Source organism: Aeromonas molluscorum (genome assembly GCF_051376105.1).
GTDB lineage: Bacteria > Pseudomonadota > Gammaproteobacteria > Enterobacterales > Aeromonadaceae > Aeromonas > Aeromonas molluscorum.
On sequence record NZ_JBPQCY010000001.1, the window covers coordinates 184,071 to 207,110 of the forward strand.

Sequence of the window (23,040 nt, forward strand, 5' to 3'; positions counted from 1 at the left end):
ATGTTGGATTTATTTGAATTTAAAGATGATTATCGACCTCGGATAGAGGATGGGCAAACCCTTTTCTGAGAGGTAGCGCAATTGTTTCCCCATGCGGGGCGGGGTAAGATCCCCCCGCCGTTAAAACAGGCCCGACAGGGTGAGGTTGTAATGAAGATTTATATCATGCGTCATGGCCAGGCTGGCATGAATGCGAAAACCGATGAACAGCGCCCCCTGACTGAACAAGGGGTTGCCGAGTCACTGCACATGGCGCGCTGGTTGGCCCCTCAATTGGACAATGGTCTCGGGTTGGCTATTCACAGCAACTACCTGCGGGCGCGTCAGACCTGGCAGGCAATCAGCCAGGTGCTGCCAGTACCGGCCAGCGTCGAGGAGAGTGGCGACATCACCCCTTACGGCGATCCGGCGCTGGTGGCCAGCTATCTCACCGCCCTGGCCGAGCAGCATGACAGCATCCTCATGGTCAGCCATCTGCCCCTGGTTGGCTATCTGGTACAGATGTTGAGCCCGGCGGCAGGGGCGCCGATGTTTGCTACCTCAGGGCTCGCTTGCATCGAATGGAAAGAAGGCAAAGGTGACTTGCTCTGGTTGTCAGGACCTCATACAATACCTCTCGAAACAATTTGATAACATTTGGTTTTTTCAGTGTTTCGGATTGTTGTTCATGGATGAATATCCAATTTTCAGGGAACCATTTCGCAGAAACTGCTGTCATACGGGTACAACTGCATAGAGGTTGCAACGATGAGAGTATTTAAAAAATACCTGCCGCTGATGGTGGCAAAGCACGTCAAGACCTTCTTCAAGGGTCGCATTTACATCCATGGCCGTGGCCGCTTCGACTTCCAGTCCGGGCTGTTAATGATGCCGAATCAGGCCGACTTGCCTCACCGTCAGACGGTGGTCGAAGTCAATGCCATGATAGGTCGTCTGCACATGGACGCGGCTTGATAGTGTCATCAGTCGGCTTTTGCGACGTCGTGCCCAGACCCTCCCCGGAGGGTCTGATTGTTTCTGCCTGGGCTGACCGGATCCTCATGGGGTGAACCGTCGCCATCCTGATCGGCCACTTGCACCCTGCCTCACCTCATTCCTCATGAAATAGCGCTTGCACCCAGGACGGCGCTTCCTAAAATGAGCGCCTGTTTCTTCGGGTGTCACATATCATGCCTCCATTGGCGGTGCTTTTTCCCTTCTCCTGCATGGCCATCTGGGCCGGTAACGGTATCGTCAGCAAGTTGTCGGTCGGTTTATTGTCGCCGGCGGCCATGGCCTGGTCCCGCTGGCTGGTGGCCGCGCTCATTTTGACCCCCTTTCTTGCCCGATCTGCCTGGCGGCAGCGTGTCCGGATCAGGGCGGGTTTTGGCAAGCTTGCCATGCTGGCGCTGCTTGGCATGGTGCTCAACCAGACCTTTGGCTATTACGCGGCTCACACCCTTGGCGCTACCGAGATTGGCTTGATGATGGGCTTGACGCCGTTGCTGACGGTATTGCTCAGCGCCTGGGTGCTGCATGAGCGCCCCAGTTGGGGCGCGCTGCTCGGTGGACTCATCTCCCTGCTTGGCCTGCTGGTGTTGCTGGGGCAGGGCAATCCCGCCCAGTTACTCCAGCAGGGCGTTCAGGCAGGCTCTCTCTATATGTTGATGTCGGCACTCACCTATGCCCTCTACAGCGTGCTGCTCAAGCGCTGGCAGCTTGGACTGGACAGCTGGACCATGCTCTACGGCCAGGTGCTGTGCAGCTTGTTGTTTCTTACCCCCTTCTTCTTGCTCAACGATGGCACGCTGCCCGACAGCCGTGCACTCTGGCTCATCCTCTACGCAGGCATCCCCACCTCGGCTCTCTCCCCCTGGCTCTGGATGCAGGGCATCTCGCGTCTGGGAGCCAACCGTACGGCTATCTTCATGAACTTGTTACCCATCATGACGGCGGTATTGGCGGTCAGTCTGCTGGGGGAGACCCTCACCCCTTATCACCTGATAGGCGGCGGCCTCACCCTGTTTGGGGTACTGATTGCCCAGTTGATGGTCAAACCCATCGTCAGTCGCAAGGCGGTACCCGTGAGCTAACGGGCAGTAATAAAAGCAACAGCCCCGCAGTGCGGGGCTGTTTCGTATCCAGGTCAACTCAAGCTTGAGTCACTACTGGGCTATCAGGTACATATCTTTGGAATAGACCAGATCCTGCGGGTTGTGGTAGGGATAGCCCTTCACAAAGGGCTTGAGCAGACGCGACTTCACATAGAAGTAGACGGGAGCGATGGGTGCCTCCTTGTCGAGGATCACCTCGGCCTGCTGGTAGAGTTGGTTGCGCTCGGCCGGATCTTGTGAATCATGGGCCTGGGCGAGCAGGGCATCATATTGCTTGTTGACCCATTTGCCGCTGTTGGCCGAGCTGGTGGAGGTCATGATATCGAGGAAGGTGGAGGCATCGTTGTAGTCGCCATTCCAGGAGTAGCGACTCACCCCGAAATCCCCCTCGTTGAGGGCGGAGACCATGGTCTTCCACTCCATGTTGTTGAGCTCGGATTTGACCCCCAGGTTGTGTTTCCACATGGAGGAGATGGCCAGGGCTATCTTCTTGTGGCCTTCGTTGGTGTTGTAGAGAATATCCACATCCAATGGATTGTCCGGGCCATAACCGGCCTCTGCCAGCAGGGCTTTGGCCTCCTTGACCCGCTCTTCCTTGCTCATCTGCTGACTGAGGGGTTGTTTTAGCTCGAAGCCGTCGACGATGGGTGGAGTGAAGCTGTAGGCCGAGATCTGTCCCTGACCCAGGATCTTGCCGGTGATGGTATCGCGATCTATGGCCAAGGAGAGCGCCTTGCGCACCCGAGGATCGTCAAAGGGTTTGCGCTGGGTGTTGAACACATAGTAATAGCTGGCCAGGAGAGGCACGTTGAGCAGCTCGCCCGGGGTCGATTTCTTCAATATGGGATACTGCTCAAGGGGATAGCTGGTGTAGTGCAGGCTGCCAGCCCGATAGCGATTGTAGGCGGCGGTGTCGGCCACTATCTCCAGATAGAGCACCTTGTTGATCACCGTGTTGGCATTGTCCCAGTAATGGGGATTGCGCTCGGCCACCAGCCGCTCGTTGGGGGTCCACTCCTTGAGCACGTAGGCACCGTTGGAGACGATATTGCCCGGTTTGACCCACTCCTGGCCAAATTTGGCGATGGTCGCCCGTGGCGCCGGGAAGGTGGTGTAGTGTGAGAGTGTCTTGAGGAAGAAGGGCACCGGGGCCTTGAGGCGGATCCGCAGGGTATGCGCATCGATGGCCTCGATGCCAAGGGTATCCGGGCTTTGCTTGCCTGCCAGCACCTCGCTGGCGCCGATCACACCGGTCAGCTCGATAAACCAGGCGTAGTTGGAGGCCGTCTTGGGATCTGCGGCCCGCTGCCAGCCATAGACATAGTCTGCCGCCGTCACTGGCTCACCGTTGGACCACTTGGCATCGGGCCTGAGTTTGAAGGTATAGACGGTGCCGCTGGCATCCACGTCATAGCTCAGGGCGCCAGCCGGTGTGAGCTTGCCATCCCCGTTCACGGTATAAAGGCCTTCAAACAGGTCGTTGACGATCTCGCTGCCTGAACTTTCTTCCACCAACTGAGGATCGATGGAGGCTGGCTCAGCGCCAATATTGCGCACGAAGGTCTGCTGGTCGGGGGGGAGCAGCTTGGTGCCAGCCGGCACCTGAGCCGCCAGAGCGGGCAGCGAGAACAGGGCAAGCACTGCACCTGCGATTAGGGTCTTCTTCATTGAATATCCTTATGTTTTTAATGCTTCCAAAGCGGTCCCAGTGTGCGATATCCATGGTTAAAGCTCAAGAGGTGAGCGGGGGCCCATGGCGTCAACATCCGGGAATTGCGGGCAGTTTGACAACCGAGCAGGGGGAGGGGATAGCGCATAGGCCGGCTTGATGGCAGGAGAGGGGCGTCATCAGGATCGCCAGATATATCACAGCGAATTAACTTGGAGAAATCGCCCTGAAATGAACAACTCAGCTGGGGTTTACCCTAGTGCGGCAAGCATTTTTGAACATAAATTCAACGAGTTAATTCGCTGCAAAAACAAAATTTCAACGTTACATTAGGTTACATAATAACGATGCCGGGCTCGGCACTTTTTTTGTGCCGCCCTGCAAACGTTTTCACCGCCAACGGAAACGCTCAAAGGAAACATAATGAAGAACATGATCACCCTGGGTGAGTACATCGTCAAAAAACAGGCGGACTATCCGACCGCGACCGGCGAACTCAGCTCCTTGCTCAGCTCCATTCGCCTCGCAGCCAAGGTGGTCAACCGGGAGATCAACAAAGCGGGACTGGCCGATATCATGGGCTCGGTGGGATCCTCGAACGTGCAGGGTGAAGAGCAGCAGAAGCTGGATGTCTACGCCAACGAGCGCTTCAAGGCAGCGCTGGAAGCGAGGGGGGAAGTGTGTGGCATGGCCTCTGAGGAGGAAGAGGACTTCGTCGCCTTCGATTCGGCTCTCTCGGCGCACTCCAAATATGTGGTACTGATTGATCCCCTGGATGGCTCCTCCAACATAGACGTCAACGTCTCGGTCGGGACCATCTTCTCCATCTACCGTCGCGTCAGCGAGCCGGGCACTCCCGTGGAGCTGAATGACTTCCTGCAGCCGGGCCATCAACAGGTTGCCGCAGGTTATGTGGTCTATGGTTCCTCCACCATGCTGGTTTACACCACCGGGTTCGGAGTCAACGGTTTTACCTATGATCCCTCCATCGGCTGTTTCTGCCTCTCCCATGAGAACATGCGGGTTCCTCAAGAGGGCAAGATCTACTCGATCAACGAGGGCAACTACATCAAGTTCCCGGACGGGGTGAAGAAGTACCTCAAATATTGTCAGGAACTGGACGAGGCGACTCACCGACCCTATACCGCCCGTTATATCGGCTCCTTGGTATCGGATTTTCACCGCAATCTGCTCAAGGGGGGGATCTACATCTATCCGTCCGGCACCAACTCACCCAATGGCAAACTGCGTCTGCTCTATGAGTGCAACCCCCTTGCTTTCCTGGTAGAACAGGCGGGTGGCAAGGCCTCAGACGGTTTCCGTCGCATCATGGACATACAACCGACAGCCCTGCATCAGCGCACCCCTTATTTTGTGGGTTCGACACAAATGGTCGAGCGAGCCGAAGCGCTCATGGCAGAGTATTCCGCCCACGAAGAGACCAAGTGCTGAGTCAAACCACCTGGATGCCACAATGAAAAAGGCCGCGAAAGCGGCCTTTTTCATTGTGCCTGCGGCTCAGTTAGCAGCCTGTTTACTCACCAGCTGTAACAGCTCGTAGCGTATGTTGGGGGCATCGGCGGGGGGATTGTCCACCTTGAATTTGGCAATCTTCAGCTCGTACAGATAACCAGGCTCGAATGTAAAGCCTTGAATATGATTGTAAAACAGCGTCCAGTCCTGCTCCTTGCTCTCTTTGACCTGCATGCACTGCATGGGACCGACCCCGATGCAGGGCACCAGTGCGGCATTGACGAAGAGGGTCTCCCCCTCTGGGGCAGTGACCTGTTGGCAGCCAGCCAGCATCAGGGCGGCGGCAAGTAGGGGGAATTTCATGGGCATGGTCTCGTTGGCAAATTCAAGCGGGGATTAAAACGCGAAAAAAAAAGGCGGTCAATGACCGCCTTCCTGATCACCTTGCATGAAAAGCGCCGATCAGCGCTGTTCCAGGGGGGTGAATTCTCGCTCTGAAGCGCCGATATAGAGCTGGCGCGGGCGGCCAATCTTCTGATCCGGATCCGACAGCATTTCGTTCCAGTGGGCAATCCAGCCGATGGTACGGGACATGGCGAAGATCACGGTGAACATGCTGATCGGGATACCGATAGCCTTCATGATGATGCCGGAGTAGAAGTCCACGTTCGGGTAGAGCTTCTTCTCGATGAAGTAGGCGTCGGACAGTGCAATGCGTTCCAGCTCCATGGCCACGGCCAGCAGCGGATCCTTGATCTGCAGCTCTTCGAGTACCTCGTGGCAGGTCTGACGCATGACCTGGGCACGGGGATCGTGGTTTTTGTAGACGCGATGGCCAAAACCCATGAGGCGGAAGGGATCGTTCTTGTCCTTGGCCTTCTCGATGAACTCGGGGATGCGATCCACAGAGCCGATCTCCTCGAGCATCTTGAGACAGGCTTCGTTGGCTCCACCATGAGCCGGTCCCCACAGGGAAGCGATCCCGGCGGAGATACAGGCGAAGGGGTTGGCACCGGAGGAGCCTGCCAGTCGCACGGTAGAGGTAGAGGCGTTCTGCTCATGATCCGCATGCAGAGTAAAGATGCGATCCATGGCGCGCTCGACGATGGGGTTAACCTTGTACTCTTCGGTCGGCACACCAAACATCATATGCAGGAAGTTGCCTGCATAGGAGAGGCCGTTGCGCGGATGCATGAAGGGCTGACCGACCGAGTATTTGTAACTCATGGCCGCCAGCGTAGGCATCTTGGAGAGCAGGCGGAAGGCGCAGATCTCGCGGTGCTGCTCGTTGTTGATGTCCAGCGCGTCATGATAGAAGGCGGACAGGGCACCGACTACACCACACATGATGGCCATGGGGTGGGCATCACGGCGGAAGCCGCGGAAGAAGTAAACGATCTGTTCATGGACCATGGTATGACGCATGACCATACGTTCGAACTCGGCGTACTGGGCCTTGGTAGGCGCTTCGCCGTACAGCAGTATGTAGCAGACTTCCAGATAGCTAGCTTGGGTAGCCAACTGGGCAATGGGGTAACCACGGTGCAGCAAGACACCCTGATCGCCATCGATGTAAGTAATGGAGGATTTACAAGAACCTGTGGCCATAAAGCCGGGGTCGAAGGTGAAATAACCCTGGGCGCCCAGTTTTCTGACGTCAATGACATCGGGTCCAAGAGTTCCGGACAGGATCGGCAGTTCTACCGGCTCTTTTCCGGGTAAGTGTAGGGTGGCTATTTTATCAGCCATAGCACGTCTCCTTTGCTCTTTTATAATTAGTTCCAGTCGTACTCTATTACGAGATTGATGACTCAGGCAAAAAGGTTTCTCACCCTTTTCTTCCCCGGGGGGCGGCTGGAGCGCCTTATTTGAACCAGAGATCACCCCCCTTGTCAATTTTGCTGAATGATCATTAATGCCTTGTTAAACAGGATGTGAGATCTGGTTTACGGTTTTGGGTTTTCTTTGTAGCTATTTGATTGTCATTGGTTAAGCCCGCCGATATACTGCGCCTCGTGGGTGATGGCTGTCGGTGTTTGAAACGCTTTCGCAAAGCCAGATGTGATAATGAAAATGTTATTTTTGGCTTTTCCGAGTTGTTTTGGTAACAAAAACCTAACAAATGCCACTCCGTGCCCTCAATAGTTTGTGAAAACAATAACTAACGTGCTCAATGGAGCTGAGTGGGCAAAGCCGTGAAAAATAAACAGAGACCTGTAAACCTCGACCTACAGACTATCAGCTTTCCTGTCACCGCCATCGCTTCCATCTTGCATCGTGTCTCAGGGGTGATCACCTTTGTGGCGCTTTCCATCTTGCTGTGGATGCTTGGTACTTCCCTTTCCTCTCCCGAGGGTTTTGACACAGTCATGTCCATCCTGGACAACTTCCTGGTCAAGCTCGTGTTCTGGGGGATCCTGACGGCGCTCGCCTACCATATCGTGCTTGGTATTCGTCACCTGATCATGGACATGGGTTATTGGGAAGAGTTGGAATCCGGCTCACAGAGCGCCCGTGTGGCCTTCGTGATCACCGGCGTTTTGGCGGTATTGGCGGGGGTACTGGTATGGTAACCAATTCTGCAACCTTCGGGCGCAGCGGCGTTCACGATTACATCCTGATCCGCGCCACCGCTCTCATCATGACGTTTTACACCCTTTATCTGGTGGGATTCGTCGCCTTCAACGACATCACCTATGACGTCTGGGTCGGCTTCTTTGCCAGCACCTTCACCAAGGTGTTCACCCTGTTGGCCCTCTTCTCCGTGCTGATCCATGCCTGGATTGGTCTGTGGCAGGTGCTGACCGACTATATCAAGCCGGTAGGTCTACGGGGCGCGCTGCAATTTGCCCTGGTAGTGGTCTTGTTTGTCTATCTGATGACGGCTTTCGTCGTGCTGTGGGGTGTATAAGGTGACTATTCCAACTCGTGAATTTGATGCCGTGGTGATTGGCGCAGGTGGCGCCGGCATGCGCGCCGCGCTGCAGATCGCCCAATCCGGCAAGAGCTGTGCACTGTTGTCCAAGGTGTTTCCGACCCGCTCTCATACCGTATCCGCCCAGGGCGGTATCACGGTTGCACTGGGTAACGCCCACGATGACAACTGGCAGTGGCACATGTATGACACGGTCAAAGGCTCCGATTACATCGGTGATCAGGAAGCCATCGAATACATGTGCAAGACAGGCCCGGAAGCTGTCTATGAGCTGGAGAACATGGGCTTGCCCTTCTCCCGCTTCGACAATGGCCGTGTCTATCAGCGCCCTTTTGGCGGCCAGTCCAAGAATTTCGGTGGTGAGCAGGCCGCACGTACTGCGGCTGCGGCAGACCGTACCGGCCATGCCCTGTTGCACACCCTCTATCAACAGAACGTGAAGAGCAAGACCACCGTCTTCTCCGAGTGGTACGCCCTGGACTTGGTCAAGAACCAGGATGGCCACATCGTTGGCTGCACCGCCATCGACATGGAGAGCGGAGAAGTCGTCTACTTCAAAGCCAAGGCCACGGTGCTGGCCACCGGCGGCGCAGGTCGCATCTACCAATCCACCACCAATGCCCACATCAACACCGGTGACGGCGTTGGCATGGCGCTGCGTGCCGGGGTCGGTGTGCAGGACATGGAGTTCTGGCAATTCCACCCGACCGGCATTGCCGGGGCAGGGGTGCTGGTCACTGAAGGGTGCCGCGGTGAAGGCGGTTACCTGCTAAACAAAGACGGCGAACGCTTCATGGAGCGTTATGCGCCCAACGCCAAGGACCTGGCTGGTCGTGACGTGGTGGCCCGCTCCATCATGATCGAAATTCGCGAAGGCCGTGGTTGCGATGGTCCCTGGGGTCCGCACGTCAAGCTCAAGCTGGATCACCTGGGCAAAGAGGTGCTCGAATCTCGTCTGCCGGGTATCTGCGAGCTGTCGCGTACCTTTGCTCACGTGGATCCGGTCGTCGAGCCTATCCCTGTCATCCCGACTTGCCACTACATGATGGGCGGCGTGCCGACCAGCGTGAACGGCCAATGTCTGACGCAAGACAAAGATGGCAATGATGTGCCTGTGGTCGGTCTGTTCGCCGTGGGTGAAATCGCCTGCGTCTCCGTACACGGTGCCAACCGTCTGGGCGGCAACTCCCTGCTGGATCTCATCGTGTTTGGTCGCGCGGCTGGCATGCACCTGGTCAACACCTTGGGCGAGATGGAGCATGGCCGCGAGGCGTCCGACGCCGAGCTGGAGGCTGCCTTGGCCCGCTTCAATCGTTGGGAAAACAACCGCGATGGTGAAGATCCTGCCCAGATCCGCAAAGACTTGCAGGACTGCATGCAGCGCAACTTCTCGGTGTTCCGCGAAGGGGATGCGATGGCCGAAGGGCTTGCCGAGCTGAAACTCATCCGCGAGCGGCTCAAGAATGCCCGCCTGGATGACACCTCCAAGGAGTTCAACACCCAGCGCATCGAGTGCCTGGAGCTGGACAACCTGATGGAGACGGCGTTTGCCACTGCGGTGGCGGCCAACTTCCGTACCGAGAGCCGGGGCGCCCATAGCCGCTTCGACTTCCCGGAGCGTGACGACGACAGCTGGCTGTGCCACAGCCTCTACCATCCGGACACTGAGTCCATGACTCGTCGCGCGGTCAATATGTCTCCGAAAACTCGCGAGGCATTCCCACCCAAGGTGCGAACTTACTGATTGCGGAGCCAGGCCTGGCCGGTCTGTGAAGAGGTGGGAGGCTCTCCCATCTCTCATCGCAGGCGTGGACTTACTGATTGCGGAGCCACGCCTAGCCGGTCTGTAAAGAGGTGGGAGGCATTCCCTCTCTCATCGAAGGCGTGGACATATTGATTGCGGAGCAAAGCACAATGAACGTCACATTCTCGGTATATCGCTATAACCCGGACGTTGATAACGCCCCACATATGAAGGATTATCGTCTTGATATTCCTGAAGGTTCCGACATGATGGTGCTCGATGCACTGATCCAGTTGAAAGAGCTGGATCCCACCTTGTCCTTCCGCCGCTCTTGCCGCGAAGGGGTCTGTGGATCGGACGGGATCAACATGAATGGCAAGAACGGTCTTGCCTGTATCACGCCACTTTCGGATCTGCTGAAGAAGGGTAGCAAGGTGGTGATTCGCCCCTTGCCTGGCCTGCCGGTGATCCGGGATCTGGTCATAGACATGACCCAGTTCTACACCCAGTGGGAGAAGGTTAAGCCCTTCCTCATCAACGAAGATAAATTGCCGCCCGTGCGTGAGCACCTGCAATCCCCTGAAGAGCGTGCCAAGCTCGACGGCCTGTACGAATGTATCCTCTGTGCCTGCTGCTCGACCTCTTGCCCCTCCTTCTGGTGGAACCCGGATAAGTTCATCGGCCCCGCTGGCCTGCTCGCCGCCTACCGCTGGTTGGCCGACAGCCGCGACAGCGCAGCGACCGAGCGTCTGGGCAATCTGGATGATGCCTTCAGCGTCTTCCGTTGCCACGGCATCATGAACTGCGTGAGCGTCTGCCCCAAGGGCTTGAACCCGACCAAGGCCATAGGTCAAATCAAGTCGATGTTGCTTAATCGGGCTGTGTAATAAGCCAGGGCCCCGCCGCAAGGGCAGGGGCCCGACCTCTGGATGGCCACTCAACCCCTGGAAGGGTGGCTGTTTGACCCCTACAAAAACTGCCAAACGGCAGTGACAAGAAGTACAAGGGATAGACATGCATAACGGCGTGATGAAGGCCTGGTTGGAGTCATCTCACCTGGCTGGTGCGAATGCAAGCTATATAGAGGATTTGTACGAATCCTTCCTGGACGATCCCGATTCCGTCGCCGACGAGTGGCGCAGCATTTTTGCTTCGCTGCCCCAAGTCAATGGTCACGCGGTCGAACAACCCCACTCTCAGGTCCGCGATTATTTCCGTCGTCTGGCCAAAGACCCCTCCCGTTTCAGTGCCGCCGTGTCCGATCCGCAAGTGGATGCCAAACAGGTGCGGGTACTGCAACTGATCAACGCCTTCCGTTTCCGTGGTCACCAGAACGCCAAGCTGGATCCCCTCGGTCTCTGGGCCCGGGAAACCGTTGCCGAGCTCGATCCGGCTTACCATAACCTGCAAGGCGCAGACATGGAGGCCACCTTCAATGTGGGCTCCTACGCCATCGGTCGCGAGACCATGGTGCTCTCCGATCTCTACGCCTCGCTGAAGAAAACCTATTGCGGCAGCATAGGCGCCGACTATATGCACCTCACCTCCACCGAAGAGAAACGTTGGCTGCAAGACCGCCTCGAATCCATCGAAGGGAAGGGGAGCTATAGCCAGGAAGAGAAGACGCGTCTCCTCGAGAACCTGACTGCCGCCGAAGGGCTGGAAAAATACCTGGGTGCCAAATTCCCCGGTGCCAAGCGTTTCTCCCTGGAAGGGGGCGATGCCATGGTGCCCATGCTCAAGGAGCTGATCCGTCGCGCCGGTGAGCAGGGCTGCAAAGAGGCCGTGATTGGCATGGCCCACCGTGGTCGCCTCAACGTGCTCATCAACGTGCTCGGCAAGCGTGCGCAGGAGCTGTTTGACGAGTTCGCGGGCAAGCATGGCGAATCCTGGGGCACAGGGGATGTGAAGTACCACATGGGCTTCTCGTCCGATTTCGCGACCCCAGGTGGCAACGTGCATCTGGCGCTGGCCTTCAACCCCTCTCACCTCGAGATAGTCAACCCGGTGGTCATCGGCTCTGTCCGTGCCCGCATGGACAGACGTGGTGACAAGGATGGCTCCAGTGTCTTGCCCATCACCATTCACGGTGACTCGGCCATCGCCGGTCAAGGTGTGGTGGCGGAAACCTTCAACATGTCCCAGACCCGTGCCTATGGCGTCGGCGGGACTGTGCGCATTGTCATCAACAACCAGGTGGGCTTTACCACCTCCAACATGCGTGACGTGCGCTCCACCGAGTATTGCACCGACATCGCCAAGGCAGTGCAGGCGCCCGTGTTGCACGTCAACGGTGATGATCCGGAAGCCGTGGTGCTGGTCACCCAAATTGCGCTGGATTACCGCAACACCTTCAAGCGCGACGTGGTGATTGAGCTGGTTTGTTATCGTCGTCATGGCCACAACGAGGCCGACGAGCCGAGCGCGACTCAGCCTTTGATGTACCAGAAGATCAAACAGCATCCGACCCCGCGCAAGATCTACGCCGATCAGCTGATTGCCGAAGGGGTGATAGGTGCTGAGCTGGCGACCGCTCAGGTCAACGAGTACCGTGATGCCCTGGACAAGGGCGAGCGAGTGGTCAAAGAGTGGCGCCCCATGGAGCTGCACTCCGTCGACTGGACCCCTTACCTGGGTCACGACTGGGCCATGTCCTATGACGCCGGTCTGCCCCTCGATGAGCTCAAATCCTTGGGGGAGCGGGTCAGCCAGTATCCGGCTGCGCATCAATTGCAGCGTCAGGTCGAAAAGATTTATGAAGACAGGCGCACCATGGCCGCCGGCGACAAGCTGCTGGACTGGGGGTTCGCCGAGACCCTGGCCTACGCCAGCCTGGTGGACAAGGGGTCACGCATCCGTATCACGGGGCAGGATTCCGGTCGTGGCACCTTCTTCCACCGCCATGCGGTACTGCACAACCAGAAAGATGCCAGCACCTATACCCCGCTGTGCAACATCAGTGACGAGCAAGGCCCGTTTGAGGTGTTCGACTCAGTGCTGTCCGAAGAGGCTGTATTGGCGTTCGAATATGGTTACGCCACCACCGAACCGACCGGTCTGACTATCTGGGAAGCGCAGTTTGGTGATTTCGCCAACGGCGCCCAGGTGGTGATCGACCAGTTCCTCTCTTCCGGTGAGCAGAAGTGGGGTCGTATGTGCGGCCTGACCATGCTGCTGCCCCACGGTTACGAGGGACAGGGGCCGGAACACTCCTCCGCCCGTCTGGAGCGTTACTTGCAGATGTGCGCCGAGCACAACATGCAGGTCTGTGTGCCCTCCAATCCAGCCCAGGTCTATCACATGTTGCGTCGCCAGGTGATCCGACCCATGCGTCGCCCGCTGATCGTGATGTCGCCGAAGTCCTTGCTGCGCCACCCGCTGGCGGTGAGCAAGCTCGAAGAGCTGGCAGAGGGTACCTTCCAGAACGCCATCGGCGAGATCGATGCACTGGATCCAAAAGGGGTCAAACGCGTGGTGTTCTGCTCCGGCAAGGTCTACTACGACCTGCTCGATGCCCGTCGCAAGGCCGAGCAGCAGGATGTGGCGCTGGTGCGCATCGAGCAGCTCTATCCCTTCCCGGAAGCAGAAGTGCGCGCCATCCTCGCCGATTACGCCCACGTCACCGATTTCGTCTGGTGCCAGGAAGAGCCGCAAAACCAGGGAGCCTGGTACAGCACCCGTCATCACTATGATGGCGTGCTGCATGCCGGTGCCACCCTGCGTTACGCCGGTCGTCCGGCCTCCGCCTCACCCGCGGTTGGTTACATGTCTGTCCACGCCAAGCAGCAGAAAGCCTTGGTGGAAGACGCCCTTACTCTGGCCTAAGCCCTGAACAAGAAGTAACAAGGAACTGATTACATGACTATCGAGATCAAGGTACCGGACCTGCCGGAATCAGTGGCCGACGCCACCATCGCCACCTGGCACAAACGCCCTGGGGATCTGGTTGCCCGTGATGAAGTACTGGTCGACATCGAGACCGACAAGGTCGTCCTGGAAGTCCCAGCACCGGAAGCCGGTATTCTGGGTGACATCCTGCAGGCTGAGGGCGCGACTGTGCTCTCCCGCCAGCTGATCGCCATGCTCAAGGCCGCCCCCGTGGCAGGCGAAGAGACCAAGGACAAGCCGGTAGAAGTCGCAGCCGACGCCGCAGGTGACGATCTGAGCCCCTCGGTACGCCGTCTGGTGGCCGAGCACGCCATCGACGTCGCCAAACTCAACGGCACCGGCAAGGGGGGGCGCATCACCAAAGAAGATGTGGAAGCCTTCCTCAAAGTGGGCAACAAGCCTGCTGCCGCGCCGGTGGCTGCGGCCCCGGTCGCCGCCGTGGCTCCCTTGGCTGCGCGCACCGAGAAGCGCGTGCCCATGACCCGCCTGCGCAAGCGCATCGCCGAGCGTCTGCTGGAGGCCAAGAACACCACCGCCATGCTGACGACCTTCAACGAAATCAACATGGCGCCCATCATGAAGCTGCGCAAGCAGTACGGCGAGATCTTCGAGAAGAAGCACGGCGTCAAGCTTGGCTTCATGTCCTTCTACGTCAAGGCCGTGGTCGAATCCCTCAAGCGCTACCCGGAAGTGAATGCGGCGCTCGACGGTGACGATGTCGTCTATCACAACTACTTCGATGTCAGCATCGCCGTCTCCACTCCCCGTGGTCTGGTGACGCCGGTACTGCGCGATTGCGACAGCATGAGCCTGGCCGACATCGAGAAGGCCATCAAGGAACTGGCGGGCAAGGGCCGTGACGGCAAGCTGACCGTCGATGAGCTGACCGGTGGCAACTTCACCATCACCAATGGCGGTGTGTTCGGTTCCCTGATGTCCACGCCGATCATCAACCCGCCCCAGAGCGCCATCCTGGGGATGCACAAGATCCAGGACAGGCCCATGGCGGTAAACGGCCAGGTGGAAATCCTGCCGATGATGTACCTGGCCCTCTCTTATGATCACCGCATCGTCGACGGCCGCGAGTCGGTCGGCTTCCTGGTCTCCATCAAGGAGTTGCTGGAAGATCCGACCCGTCTGCTGCTGGACGTCTGATAGCACAAGGATATAGGGGCCTGTCCGGGCCCCTATCGCAGGGGCATTGAGAAACACCCCAACGGATATAACGACAACACGGATAGAACATCATGAATTTGCATGAATATCAGGCAAAACAGCTGTTTGCCAAATATGGCCTGCCGGTCTCTGAAGGTTATGCCTGCGCTACCCCGCAGGAAGCGGCTGAAGCTGCCGACAAGATTGGCGGCAACATGTGGGTCGTCAAGTGCCAGGTGCACGCCGGTGGTCGCGGTAAAGCGGGCGGCGTGAAACTGGCCAAGAGCAAGGACGAGATCCGTGCCTTCGCCCAACACTGGCTCGGCAAGAATCTGGTCACTTACCAGACTGACGCCAATGGTCAGCCGGTGACCAAGATCCTGGTGGAGTCCTGCACCGACATCGCCAAGGAGCTCTACCTGGGCGCCGTGGTCGATCGCAGCAGCCGCCGCGTGGTCTTCATGGCCTCCACCGAGGGTGGCGTGGACATCGAGAAGATTGCTCACGAAACCCCGGAACTCATTCACAAGGCGGCCATCGATCCACTGGTCGGCCCACAGGCTTATCAGGCGCGCGAGCTGGCTTTCAAGCTGGGCCTCAACGGCGATCAGATCAAACAGTTCACCAAGATCTTCATGGGTCTGGGCAAGATGTTCCAGGATTGCGACTTCGCGCTGCTGGAAATCAATCCCCTGGTGATCACCGACAAGGGCAACCTGCATTGCCTGGACGGCAAGATCAACATCGATGCCAACGCCATGTACCGTCAGCCCAAGCTGCGCGAGATGCATGATCCCTCCCAGGATGACCCCCGCGAAGCGCACGCCGCCCAGTGGGAGCTGAACTATGTGGCGCTCGATGGCAACATCGGCTGCATGGTCAACGGCGCAGGCCTGGCCATGGGGACCATGGACATCGTCAACCTGCACGGCGGCTCACCGGCCAACTTCCTCGATGTCGGCGGTGGCGCCACCAAGGAGCGCGTGACCGAGGCGTTCAAGATTATTCTGTCTGACAGCAAGGTACAGGCCGTACTGGTCAATATCTTCGGCGGCATAGTGCGCTGCGACATGATTGCCGAAGGCATCATAGGCGCGGTCAAGGAAGTGGGTGTCAAGGTGCCCGTGGTGGTGCGTCTGGAAGGCAACAATGCCGAACTGGGTGCCCAGAAACTGGCCGAAAGCGGCCTCAACATCATCGCCGCCAAGAGTCTGACTGACGCAGCGCAGCAAGTGGTTAAAGCAGCGGAGGCCAAATAATGAGCGTTCTGATCAACAAAGATACCAAGGTCATCTGCCAGGGCTTCACCGGCGGCCAGGGTACTTTCCACTCCGAGCAGGCGATTGCCTACGGAACCCAGATGGTTGGCGGCGTGTCGCCAGGCAAGGGGGGGACCACTCACCTGGGCCTGCCGGTATTCAACACTGTGCGTGATGCCGTGGAAGCCACTGGCGCCACTGCCTCCGTCATCTATGTACCGGCACCATTTTGTAAAGATGCCATCCTCGAAGCGATTGATGCGGGTATCCAGCTCATCGTCACCATCACCGAAGGCATCCCGACTCTGGACATGCTGGACGTCAAGGTGAAACTGCAGGAAACCGGCGTGCGGATGATAGGCCCGAACTGCCCAGGGGTGATCACCCCGGGTGAGTGCAAGATCGGTATCATGCCGGGCCACATCCACAAACCGGGCAAAGTGGGCATCGTCTCCCGCTCCGGCACCCTGACCTATGAAGCGGTCAAGCAGACCACGGACGAAGGCTTCGGCCAGTCCACCTGCGTCGGCATCGGTGGTGACCCCATCCCGGGCTCCAACTTCATCGACATCCTGGAAATGTTCCAGAACGATCCCAAGACCGAAGCCATCGTCATGATCGGCGAGATCGGTGGCAGTGCCGAAGAAGAAGCGGCAGCTTACATCAAGGCCCACGTCACCAAGCCGGTGGTCTCCTACATCGCGGGCGTGACCGCGCCTCCGGGCAAACGTATGGGCCATGCTGGCGCCATCATCGCAGGCGGCAAGGGCACTGCGGCCGAGAAGTTTGCCGCCCTGGAAGATGCCGGCGTGAAAACCGTGCGCTCCCTGGCCGACATCGGCAAGGCCCTGCGTGAAGTGACCGGCTGGTAAGTCAGTCCGTTATCTCTGATGGCAAAATGCCGCCCTTGGGGCGGCATTTTTTATGGTATTCAGATACTGGTTAGCCGCATGGCGTTCTGCCATCAGAGGGCAAGATGGCAGAGAGCACCAAGCGTATGGAATGACGTAGTTGCTCCTCAGGTATCCCCATCCTTGCTTGGGCGCTCAGGGCGATCAACTGCGACAACAGTATTTTGGTCAGATAATGATGAGACTCTTCATCACACTCTTTCGCGAGCGCCCGCTTTACCCGCTGTCCTATTGCTGCTTCTATCTCGTTGACCGATTGTCGCAGGCGATCACGCACCTCGCTGTCATTAGGTGCATCACTCAGTGCCGTTGACAGCAGCAGGCAGCCGAGCGCATTCCCTTCACAGTAGTGCTCAATGGCGCATTCGTAGAATGCGGTCATGTCCTCAGACAGTGATCGTCCCGCTTCCAACTCAGGTTGAAGTCGGCTACGCACTGTATCCCTAAAGTGATCCAGTGCGGCGAGATACATACTGTGCTTGTTGCCGAAGGCTGCAAATAGGCTGGGTCTATTCATCCCGGTGGCCGAGACCAGCGCATCCAGTGATGTTGCCACATAGCCATTTAAACGAAAGGTCTCAGTCAAAGCGGATAAAGCCAGTTCCTTTTGATAGGCAGGAGGCCTGCCACGTCGCACATTCATTTTGTACCCTATTGCATAAAAATACTTTGCCTTTATTATGTACCAATTGGTAAAAAATAGACAAGGGGTACTGATGAGGAACGTCATGGGCAGTCTGGAATGGGGCGGTGTGGATCAGGGAAGGATGAGTCTTATGGAAAAGGGGCAGATCTGCATCAATCTACTATTGGCTCGGTCGGAGGATGTAATGGAAGCGGCCCTGTTTCATGGATGCTTGCTCAAGCAGCCGGATATCGAGCTGGACTCACTGATGCCAAGACCTGGTGCCTTGGTTGAAGACGCCCTGGACTTGGCACAGCGTACCCACTCTCTGCCACTGCTGCGACACAGCTGGCGTACCTATTGGTTCAGCGCACTGATAGGTACTCAGCAAAAGATCCACTATGACCCTTCATTGCTGTTTGCTGCCGCCATCTTGCATGACATTGGCCTGACAGAGGGGCATCACCCTGCACCATGTGAGTGTTGCTTTGCCGTCAGCGGAGGCCAGAGGGCTCACAACTACTTGATGGAAAAGGGCCATCCCCCTGCATTAACTTACAGGGTAGGGGACGCAATTGCTCGTCATCTGAACATCCGGTTATCTCGTTACCAGAATCATCCGGAGACTTACTTGCTCTCTCGTGGGGCACTGTGTGATCTGGTTGGATTAGGCCGGCATCGTATCGCTGCGAGATTGCGGGCCGAGGTGATAAGGCGGTTCCCGCGAGATGGCGTAGAAGACGCGCTCAAGCTGAGCCCCACGACACACTGTACAGGTAGCCGTGGGCGATTTATCAGTATACTGACGAGCGGGCGCTTGCCGCACGACCCACTCAACGTGGATCCTTGAATCGAGGTTTGCGGGTGAAGAGGATGGGACATTCATCTTCTGGATAAGGGAAGCCAGCAGATAGAGTGAGTGATTCACTCTCTAAGCCATCTATTAAATGACCCCGGACAACTCGGATGTTGAGCGTGCTATGCCCATGCGTCAAAATCATCCTGTTGCTACCGCTGATAATATCCGCCCTCGACCGCCAACCTTGAAAAATCTGGCCATTAAGGGTATAACCACGCGCTTTCCTGGTCTATTTAGTGAGCCCCGCCATGCAGCAAGTCGAGAAAATACAGCCAACTCCTTTTTGGCAGGAAAAGACCCTGCAGCAGATGACCATGGCCGAGTGGGAGTCTCTGTGCGACGGCTGCGGCAAGTGCTGCCTCAACAAGCTGATCGATGCCGATACCGATGAACTGGTGTTCACCAACGTGGCCTGCAACCTGCTCAACACCAAAAGCTGCCAATGCTCCGACTACCACAACCGCTTCAAGAAAGAGCCGGACTGTCTGCAGATCACCGTGGACAAGATAGATGAGTACCAATGGCTGCCATCCAGCTGTGCCTATCGCTTGCTGGCCGAGGGGCAAGCGCTGCCCGAGTGGCATCCACTGCTGACCGGCAGCCGTTCCGCCATGCACCAGGCGGGCCAGTCGGTACGCGGCAAGGTCATCCATGAGCGTGATGCCGGTGAGTGGGAAGATCACATCATCACCTGGGCCAACTGAGCCAGCTGAGCCAGCTGAGCCAGCCATTCTCCCATCTCTCCAAGAGCCACCCAGGTGGCTCTTGTCGTTGCTGGCCCTTTGATTCGGAGGTTGGCGAAGATGATGCTCGGTTGGCAACTTTTAGGGGCTGGCGGGGGACTCTCCAAAGAGAGCGAGATCCGCAAGGGGAGGGCAAGATGGGAAGGTGAGGGGAGTGCGAAACAGAACAATGGGCCTGATTAGGGCATAAAAAAAGAGCCGCAGATGCGGCTCTTTTTAATGGCTGTCGGATCCCTTATGGGCGGCCAGCCGGGCTATGGGCCTTGTTGACCGCAGCCGTGCTGCCTGCGTGACGGCCAGAGCTGGCGACGTCATTGCGCTGCAGAGGCTGGCTATCGACGGGCTCGGCGGTCGGCAGGGCAGGCACCTCGGCCGGAGTGGCCATGGGGGCGGATGCCTTGCGGGCCTGGGCCAGCAGACCACCGGCGGAGCGTACAGCCGGTGTGGCAGCAGGCTTGGCCACCGCAGCTGCGACAGGCGCCGCCACTGGGGCTTCTTGCTCTTCTACCGCAGCCACAACCACAGGGGGTTCGACTTCGACAGGGGCAACCACTGGCGCGGCTTCCACCTTGGCTTCAACAGCTTCGACCTTCACTTCAGGCTGAACGGTTTCCACCACGGCCGGCGCTACTGGCTCAACGATAGCATCGCTCTGAACCTGAACCTCGGCAGAGGCTTGCGCCACGATTGGTGTCTCAACCTGAGTCTCAGCGACGACAGGGGCTGCGGTTTCAGCAACCTCGACCTGAGCTGGCGCTGCCGTCACCACTGGTGCGGCTTCGACCATGTCGACCGGGGCAGTCTGAACGACAGCAGCTGGCTCTGCCTGCGCGACGACAGGGGCGACCGGCTCGCTGACCACCGCTTTACTGGTATCAACGAAAGGCATTTCCGGCAAGTGGTGATCATTGTCAATCACGGCGTGTTCTACCAGAGCGGCAGATGCCTGAGTCGCGGCGGCAACGGCATCATGGCTCAGGGGAGCAAGCTGGGTCAGGGGCTCATTGCTCTGGACCTGGGGCTGTTCCTCTTCGCGCTGGCTGCGAGCATCTTCGTTGATGCGCTTGCGACGCTGACCTTCGCTCCGCGAGCCACGGGGGTTACGGCGGGAGCGACGCTGGCCGTCCTGCTCATCACCCTGCTCGGCATCACTCCCTTCGGCAGCTTCTACCGGCTCAACTGGCAGTTCGGCCTGAGGCCCATCGACCCGGATCTGCTTGCGCAGTTGGCGACGTTCACGGCGTTCGGCGACGATCAGCTCCTTCTCCTGGTGGATCTCTTGTTGAGTATCAACCGGGGTCTGCAGCGGTTCCGCGGCGATGGCCTGAACCTCAAGCTCGGCACGGGGTTCACGAGGCTGGCGAGGTTCACGCTCACCACGAGGCTCGCGAGGTTGACGCGGCTCACGGGGTTGGCGAGGTTCACGCTCGACCCGGGCTTCGCGATCCTGACGTGGTTCACGCTCGGCACGGGGCTCGCGCGGCTGGCGAGGTTCACGTTCCTGACGCGGTTCGCGATCCTGACGTGGCTCACGCTCGGCACGGGGTTCGCGCTCTGTGCGGGCAGCTTGCTCCGGACGCGGTTCACGCTCTTTACGCGGACGACGGGCACGATTGTCACCCTGCTCGCCACTCTTGGCGTCACGGCGCTGCTCATTGTTGTCGTTGCGATTGCGGTTGCCCTGGCCTTGGCGGGGGCGGCGCTCATCACGTTGATGACGATGAGGCTCTTCCTTGCGGGCTTCGGTTTGAGCCGGTGCCGCTGGTTTGGCGTCGGTGGCTGCCGGGCTGCTGGCGAAGAGGCCGGCGATGGCTTTGAACAGCTTGCTCACCAGACCTGCTTCGGCCACGGCGGGTGCCGCAACAGGGGCGGCAGCCTGAGGGGCTACGGCCGCAGGGGCTGGTTGAGCTGGCTGGATGAAGCCCTGCAGCAGCGGCTGCTCCCGCTCGACCACCTGGGTCTGCTTGGGTTGATAGACCGGCTTGGCGACTTCGGTTTTCAGCTCATAGCTCACCGCTTCGGCGATCTCATTCTTGCGAATGCGGGTCACTTCGTAGTGAGGGGTTTCCAGATGCTGATTGGGGATGATGTAGAGGCGAACCTCGTTACGCTGCTCGAGGCTGGCGATGGAGCTGCGTTTCTCGTTGAGCAGGTAGGCGGCAACATCCACCGGCACCTGGGCATGAACCTGTTCGGTATTGTCCTTGAGCGCCTCTTCTTCGATAAGACGCAGGATAGAGAGGGCCAGTGATTCGTTGTCACGGATCACACCCTGACCCTGGCAACGAGGGCAGATATGACTGCTGGATTCGTTGAGGGAGGGGCGCAGACGCTGGCGGGACATCTCCAGCAGACCGAATCGGGAGATACGGCCGAGCTGGATACGGGCTCTGTCTTGATGCACGGCTTCACGCAGACGGTTTTCCACTTCGCGCTGATGGCGAACCGGGGTCATGTCGATGAAGTCGATGACGATCAGACCACCCAGGTCACGCAGGCGCAGTTGGCGAGCAATCTCGTCGGCCGCTTCCAGGTTGGTTTGCAGCGCCGTCTCTTCGATATCGCCACCCTTGGTTGCCCGGGAGGAGTTGATATCGATGGAGGTCAGGGCCTCGGTCGGATCGATGACGATGCTGCCGCCGGAAGGCAGACGCACTTCACGCTGGAAGGCAGACTCAATCTGGCTCTCAATCTGGAAGTGGTTGAACAGCGCCACGTCACCCTGGTACAGCTTCACGCGATTGAGGAAATCGGGGCGAACCAGTTCGATATGTGCCTTGGCACGCTCGAAGATGACGGGGTTATCGATCAGGATCTCGCCGACATCGCGACGCAAATAGTCACGAATGGCACGCACGATCACGTTGCTTTCCTGATGGATGAGCACGGGAGCGTTGCGTTGCAAGGAGGCCTTGTGGATGGAATCCCAGTGGTTGAGCAGGACGTTCAGATCCCAGGAGAGTTCCTCGGGGGATTTACCAACACCGGCGGTACGCACGATCAGGCCCATGCCTTCCGGCACAGTCAGACCCGACAGGGCCTCTTTCAGTTCGGTGCGCTCATCACCCTCGATACGGCGCGAGATGCCACCGGCGCGGGGGTTGTTCGGCATCAGTACCAGATAGCTGCCGGCCAGACTGATAAAGGTAGTGAGGGCTGCACCTTTGGTACCACGCTCTTCTTTATCGATCTGAACGATCACTTCCTGGCCTTCGCGGACCACTTCTTTGATGTTGGGACGACCCTGATAGGAGTAACCGGAGGGGAAATAATTGCGGGCGATCTCCTTTAACGGCAGGAAACCGTGGCGCTCGGCGCCGTAGTCGACAAAAGCAGCTTCGAGACTGGGTTCTACGCGGGTGATACGGCCCTTGTAGATGTTCGCTTTTTTCTGCTCGTGTCCCGGACTTTCAATATCCAAATCATAGAGCTGTTGTCCGTCAACCAGCGCTACGCGCAACTCCTCTTCCTGAGTCGCGTTGATTAGCATTCTTTTCATTGAGTTCTCATTATTTTGTCATTTTGATTTCCTCCACAGGATCCCGCCGGCGCCGGCCTCGGGTCTTCAGCATACTTGGGCAACCTCCCGGTTGGGGTACGCATGAGGCGCAAACTAAGGGCGCTCTGGTTCAACCTTCTCGAGAAGAGATGAATAAGGGATGCCGGTGTGGAGACAAATAGCCGAT

General features: G+C 58.1%; 18 protein-coding genes. 13 read left to right on the top strand and 5 right to left on the bottom strand.

The features are described from left to right. Positions 1–150: 150 nt before the first annotated feature. The 3 genes from sixA (at position 151) to ACSMDR_RS00815 (ending at position 2,072) form a co-directional block, all read left to right on the top strand. Positions 151–630 carry a phosphohistidine phosphatase SixA gene (gene sixA / locus ACSMDR_RS00805; RefSeq protein WP_436466695.1) on the top strand — a complete coding sequence of 160 codons (480 nt, stop codon included), beginning with the start codon at positions 151–153 and terminating at the stop codon, positions 628–630. A 117-nt stretch (positions 631–747) separates the two neighbouring features. Further along, on the top strand, positions 748–954 hold the full coding sequence (locus ACSMDR_RS00810; RefSeq protein WP_005896903.1) for a DUF1107 domain-containing protein: 207 nt from the start codon (positions 748–750) through the stop codon (positions 952–954). Between the two features lie 215 nt (positions 955–1,169). Then, a complete protein-coding gene (locus ACSMDR_RS00815) occupies positions 1,170–2,072 on the top strand; it encodes a DMT family transporter (protein WP_436466697.1) in 903 nt (300 codons plus the stop codon). 72 nt (positions 2,073–2,144) lie between these two features. On the opposite strand, the gene ACSMDR_RS00820 is transcribed toward ACSMDR_RS00815, so the two are convergent. Continuing rightward, positions 2,145–3,761: a peptide ABC transporter substrate-binding protein gene (locus ACSMDR_RS00820; protein WP_436466698.1), complete on the bottom strand. Its 1,617-nt coding sequence runs from the start codon at positions 3,759–3,761 to the stop codon at positions 2,145–2,147. A gap of 424 nt (positions 3,762–4,185) precedes the next feature. On the opposite strand from ACSMDR_RS00820, the gene fbp reads away from it, so the two are divergent. After that, positions 4,186–5,214 carry a class 1 fructose-bisphosphatase gene (gene fbp, locus ACSMDR_RS00825; protein WP_040318971.1) on the top strand — a complete coding sequence of 343 codons (1,029 nt, stop codon included), beginning with the start codon at positions 4,186–4,188 and terminating at the stop codon, positions 5,212–5,214. Positions 5,215–5,280: 66 nt separating this feature from the next. Here the strand turns inward: fbp and ACSMDR_RS00830 are convergent, their stop codons facing one another. Beyond that, positions 5,281–5,598: a DUF4377 domain-containing protein gene (locus tag ACSMDR_RS00830; protein WP_436466699.1), complete on the bottom strand. Its 318-nt coding sequence runs from the start codon at positions 5,596–5,598 to the stop codon at positions 5,281–5,283. Between the two features lie 99 nt (positions 5,599–5,697). After that, positions 5,698–6,984 carry a citrate synthase gene (locus ACSMDR_RS00835; protein ID WP_005896894.1) on the bottom strand — a complete coding sequence of 429 codons (1,287 nt, stop codon included), beginning with the start codon at positions 6,982–6,984 and terminating at the stop codon, positions 5,698–5,700. Between the two features lie 434 nt (positions 6,985–7,418). Here ACSMDR_RS00835 and sdhC point away from each other — a divergent pair, with 434 nt between their 5' ends. The 8 genes from sdhC to sucD all read left to right on the top strand — a co-directional run bounded on the left by sdhC (position 7,419) and on the right by sucD (position 17,088). Beyond that, positions 7,419–7,808: a succinate dehydrogenase cytochrome b556 subunit gene (gene sdhC, locus ACSMDR_RS00840; protein WP_005896892.1), complete on the top strand. Its 390-nt coding sequence runs from the start codon at positions 7,419–7,421 to the stop codon at positions 7,806–7,808. After that, on the top strand, positions 7,802–8,146 hold the full coding sequence (sdhD, locus tag ACSMDR_RS00845; protein WP_005896890.1) for a succinate dehydrogenase, hydrophobic membrane anchor protein: 345 nt from the start codon (positions 7,802–7,804) through the stop codon (positions 8,144–8,146). Before sdhC ends, sdhD begins: the two co-directional genes overlap by 7 nt. A 1-nt stretch (position 8,147) precedes the next feature. Continuing rightward, positions 8,148–9,914: a succinate dehydrogenase flavoprotein subunit gene (gene sdhA / locus ACSMDR_RS00850; protein WP_040318970.1), complete on the top strand. Its 1,767-nt coding sequence runs from the start codon at positions 8,148–8,150 to the stop codon at positions 9,912–9,914. Between the two features lie 170 nt (positions 9,915–10,084). Continuing rightward, complete coding sequence (locus ACSMDR_RS00855) at positions 10,085–10,801, top strand: succinate dehydrogenase iron-sulfur subunit (protein ID WP_436466700.1); 717 nt, start codon at positions 10,085–10,087, stop codon at positions 10,799–10,801. A 127-nt stretch (positions 10,802–10,928) separates the two neighbouring features. Next, positions 10,929–13,739, top strand: a complete 2,811-nt coding sequence (sucA, locus tag ACSMDR_RS00860) for a 2-oxoglutarate dehydrogenase E1 component (RefSeq protein ID WP_005896883.1) — start codon at positions 10,929–10,931, stop codon at positions 13,737–13,739. A gap of 33 nt (positions 13,740–13,772) precedes the next feature. Continuing rightward, entirely contained in the window at positions 13,773–14,957 is a 1,185-nt protein-coding gene (odhB, locus tag ACSMDR_RS00865) for a 2-oxoglutarate dehydrogenase complex dihydrolipoyllysine-residue succinyltransferase (RefSeq protein ID WP_436466701.1), read from the top strand. Between the two features lie 92 nt (positions 14,958–15,049). Continuing rightward, a complete protein-coding gene (sucC, locus tag ACSMDR_RS00870; protein ID WP_005896879.1) occupies positions 15,050–16,216 on the top strand; it encodes an ADP-forming succinate--CoA ligase subunit beta in 1,167 nt (388 codons plus the stop codon). Continuing rightward, positions 16,216–17,088, top strand: coding sequence for a succinate--CoA ligase subunit alpha (sucD, locus tag ACSMDR_RS00875; protein WP_005896873.1), 873 nt, complete (start codon positions 16,216–16,218; stop codon positions 17,086–17,088). Before sucC ends, sucD begins: the two co-directional genes overlap by 1 nt. 70 nt (positions 17,089–17,158) lie before the next feature. Here the strand turns inward: sucD and ACSMDR_RS00880 are convergent, their stop codons facing one another. After that, entirely contained in the window at positions 17,159–17,857 is a 699-nt protein-coding gene (locus ACSMDR_RS00880; RefSeq protein WP_436466702.1) for a TetR/AcrR family transcriptional regulator, read from the bottom strand. Between the two features lie 1,002 nt (positions 17,858–18,859). Between ACSMDR_RS00880 and ACSMDR_RS00885 the strand changes: the two genes are divergently transcribed. Beyond that, positions 18,860–19,315 carry a YcgN family cysteine cluster protein gene (locus tag ACSMDR_RS00885; protein WP_436466703.1) on the top strand — a complete coding sequence of 152 codons (456 nt, stop codon included), beginning with the start codon at positions 18,860–18,862 and terminating at the stop codon, positions 19,313–19,315. Positions 19,316–19,589: 274 nt separating this feature from the next. Here the strand turns inward: ACSMDR_RS00885 and rne are convergent, their stop codons facing one another. Then, complete coding sequence (gene rne / locus ACSMDR_RS00890; protein ID WP_436466704.1) at positions 19,590–22,853, bottom strand: ribonuclease E; 3,264 nt, start codon at positions 22,851–22,853, stop codon at positions 19,590–19,592. Positions 22,854–23,040 lie beyond the last annotated feature (187 nt).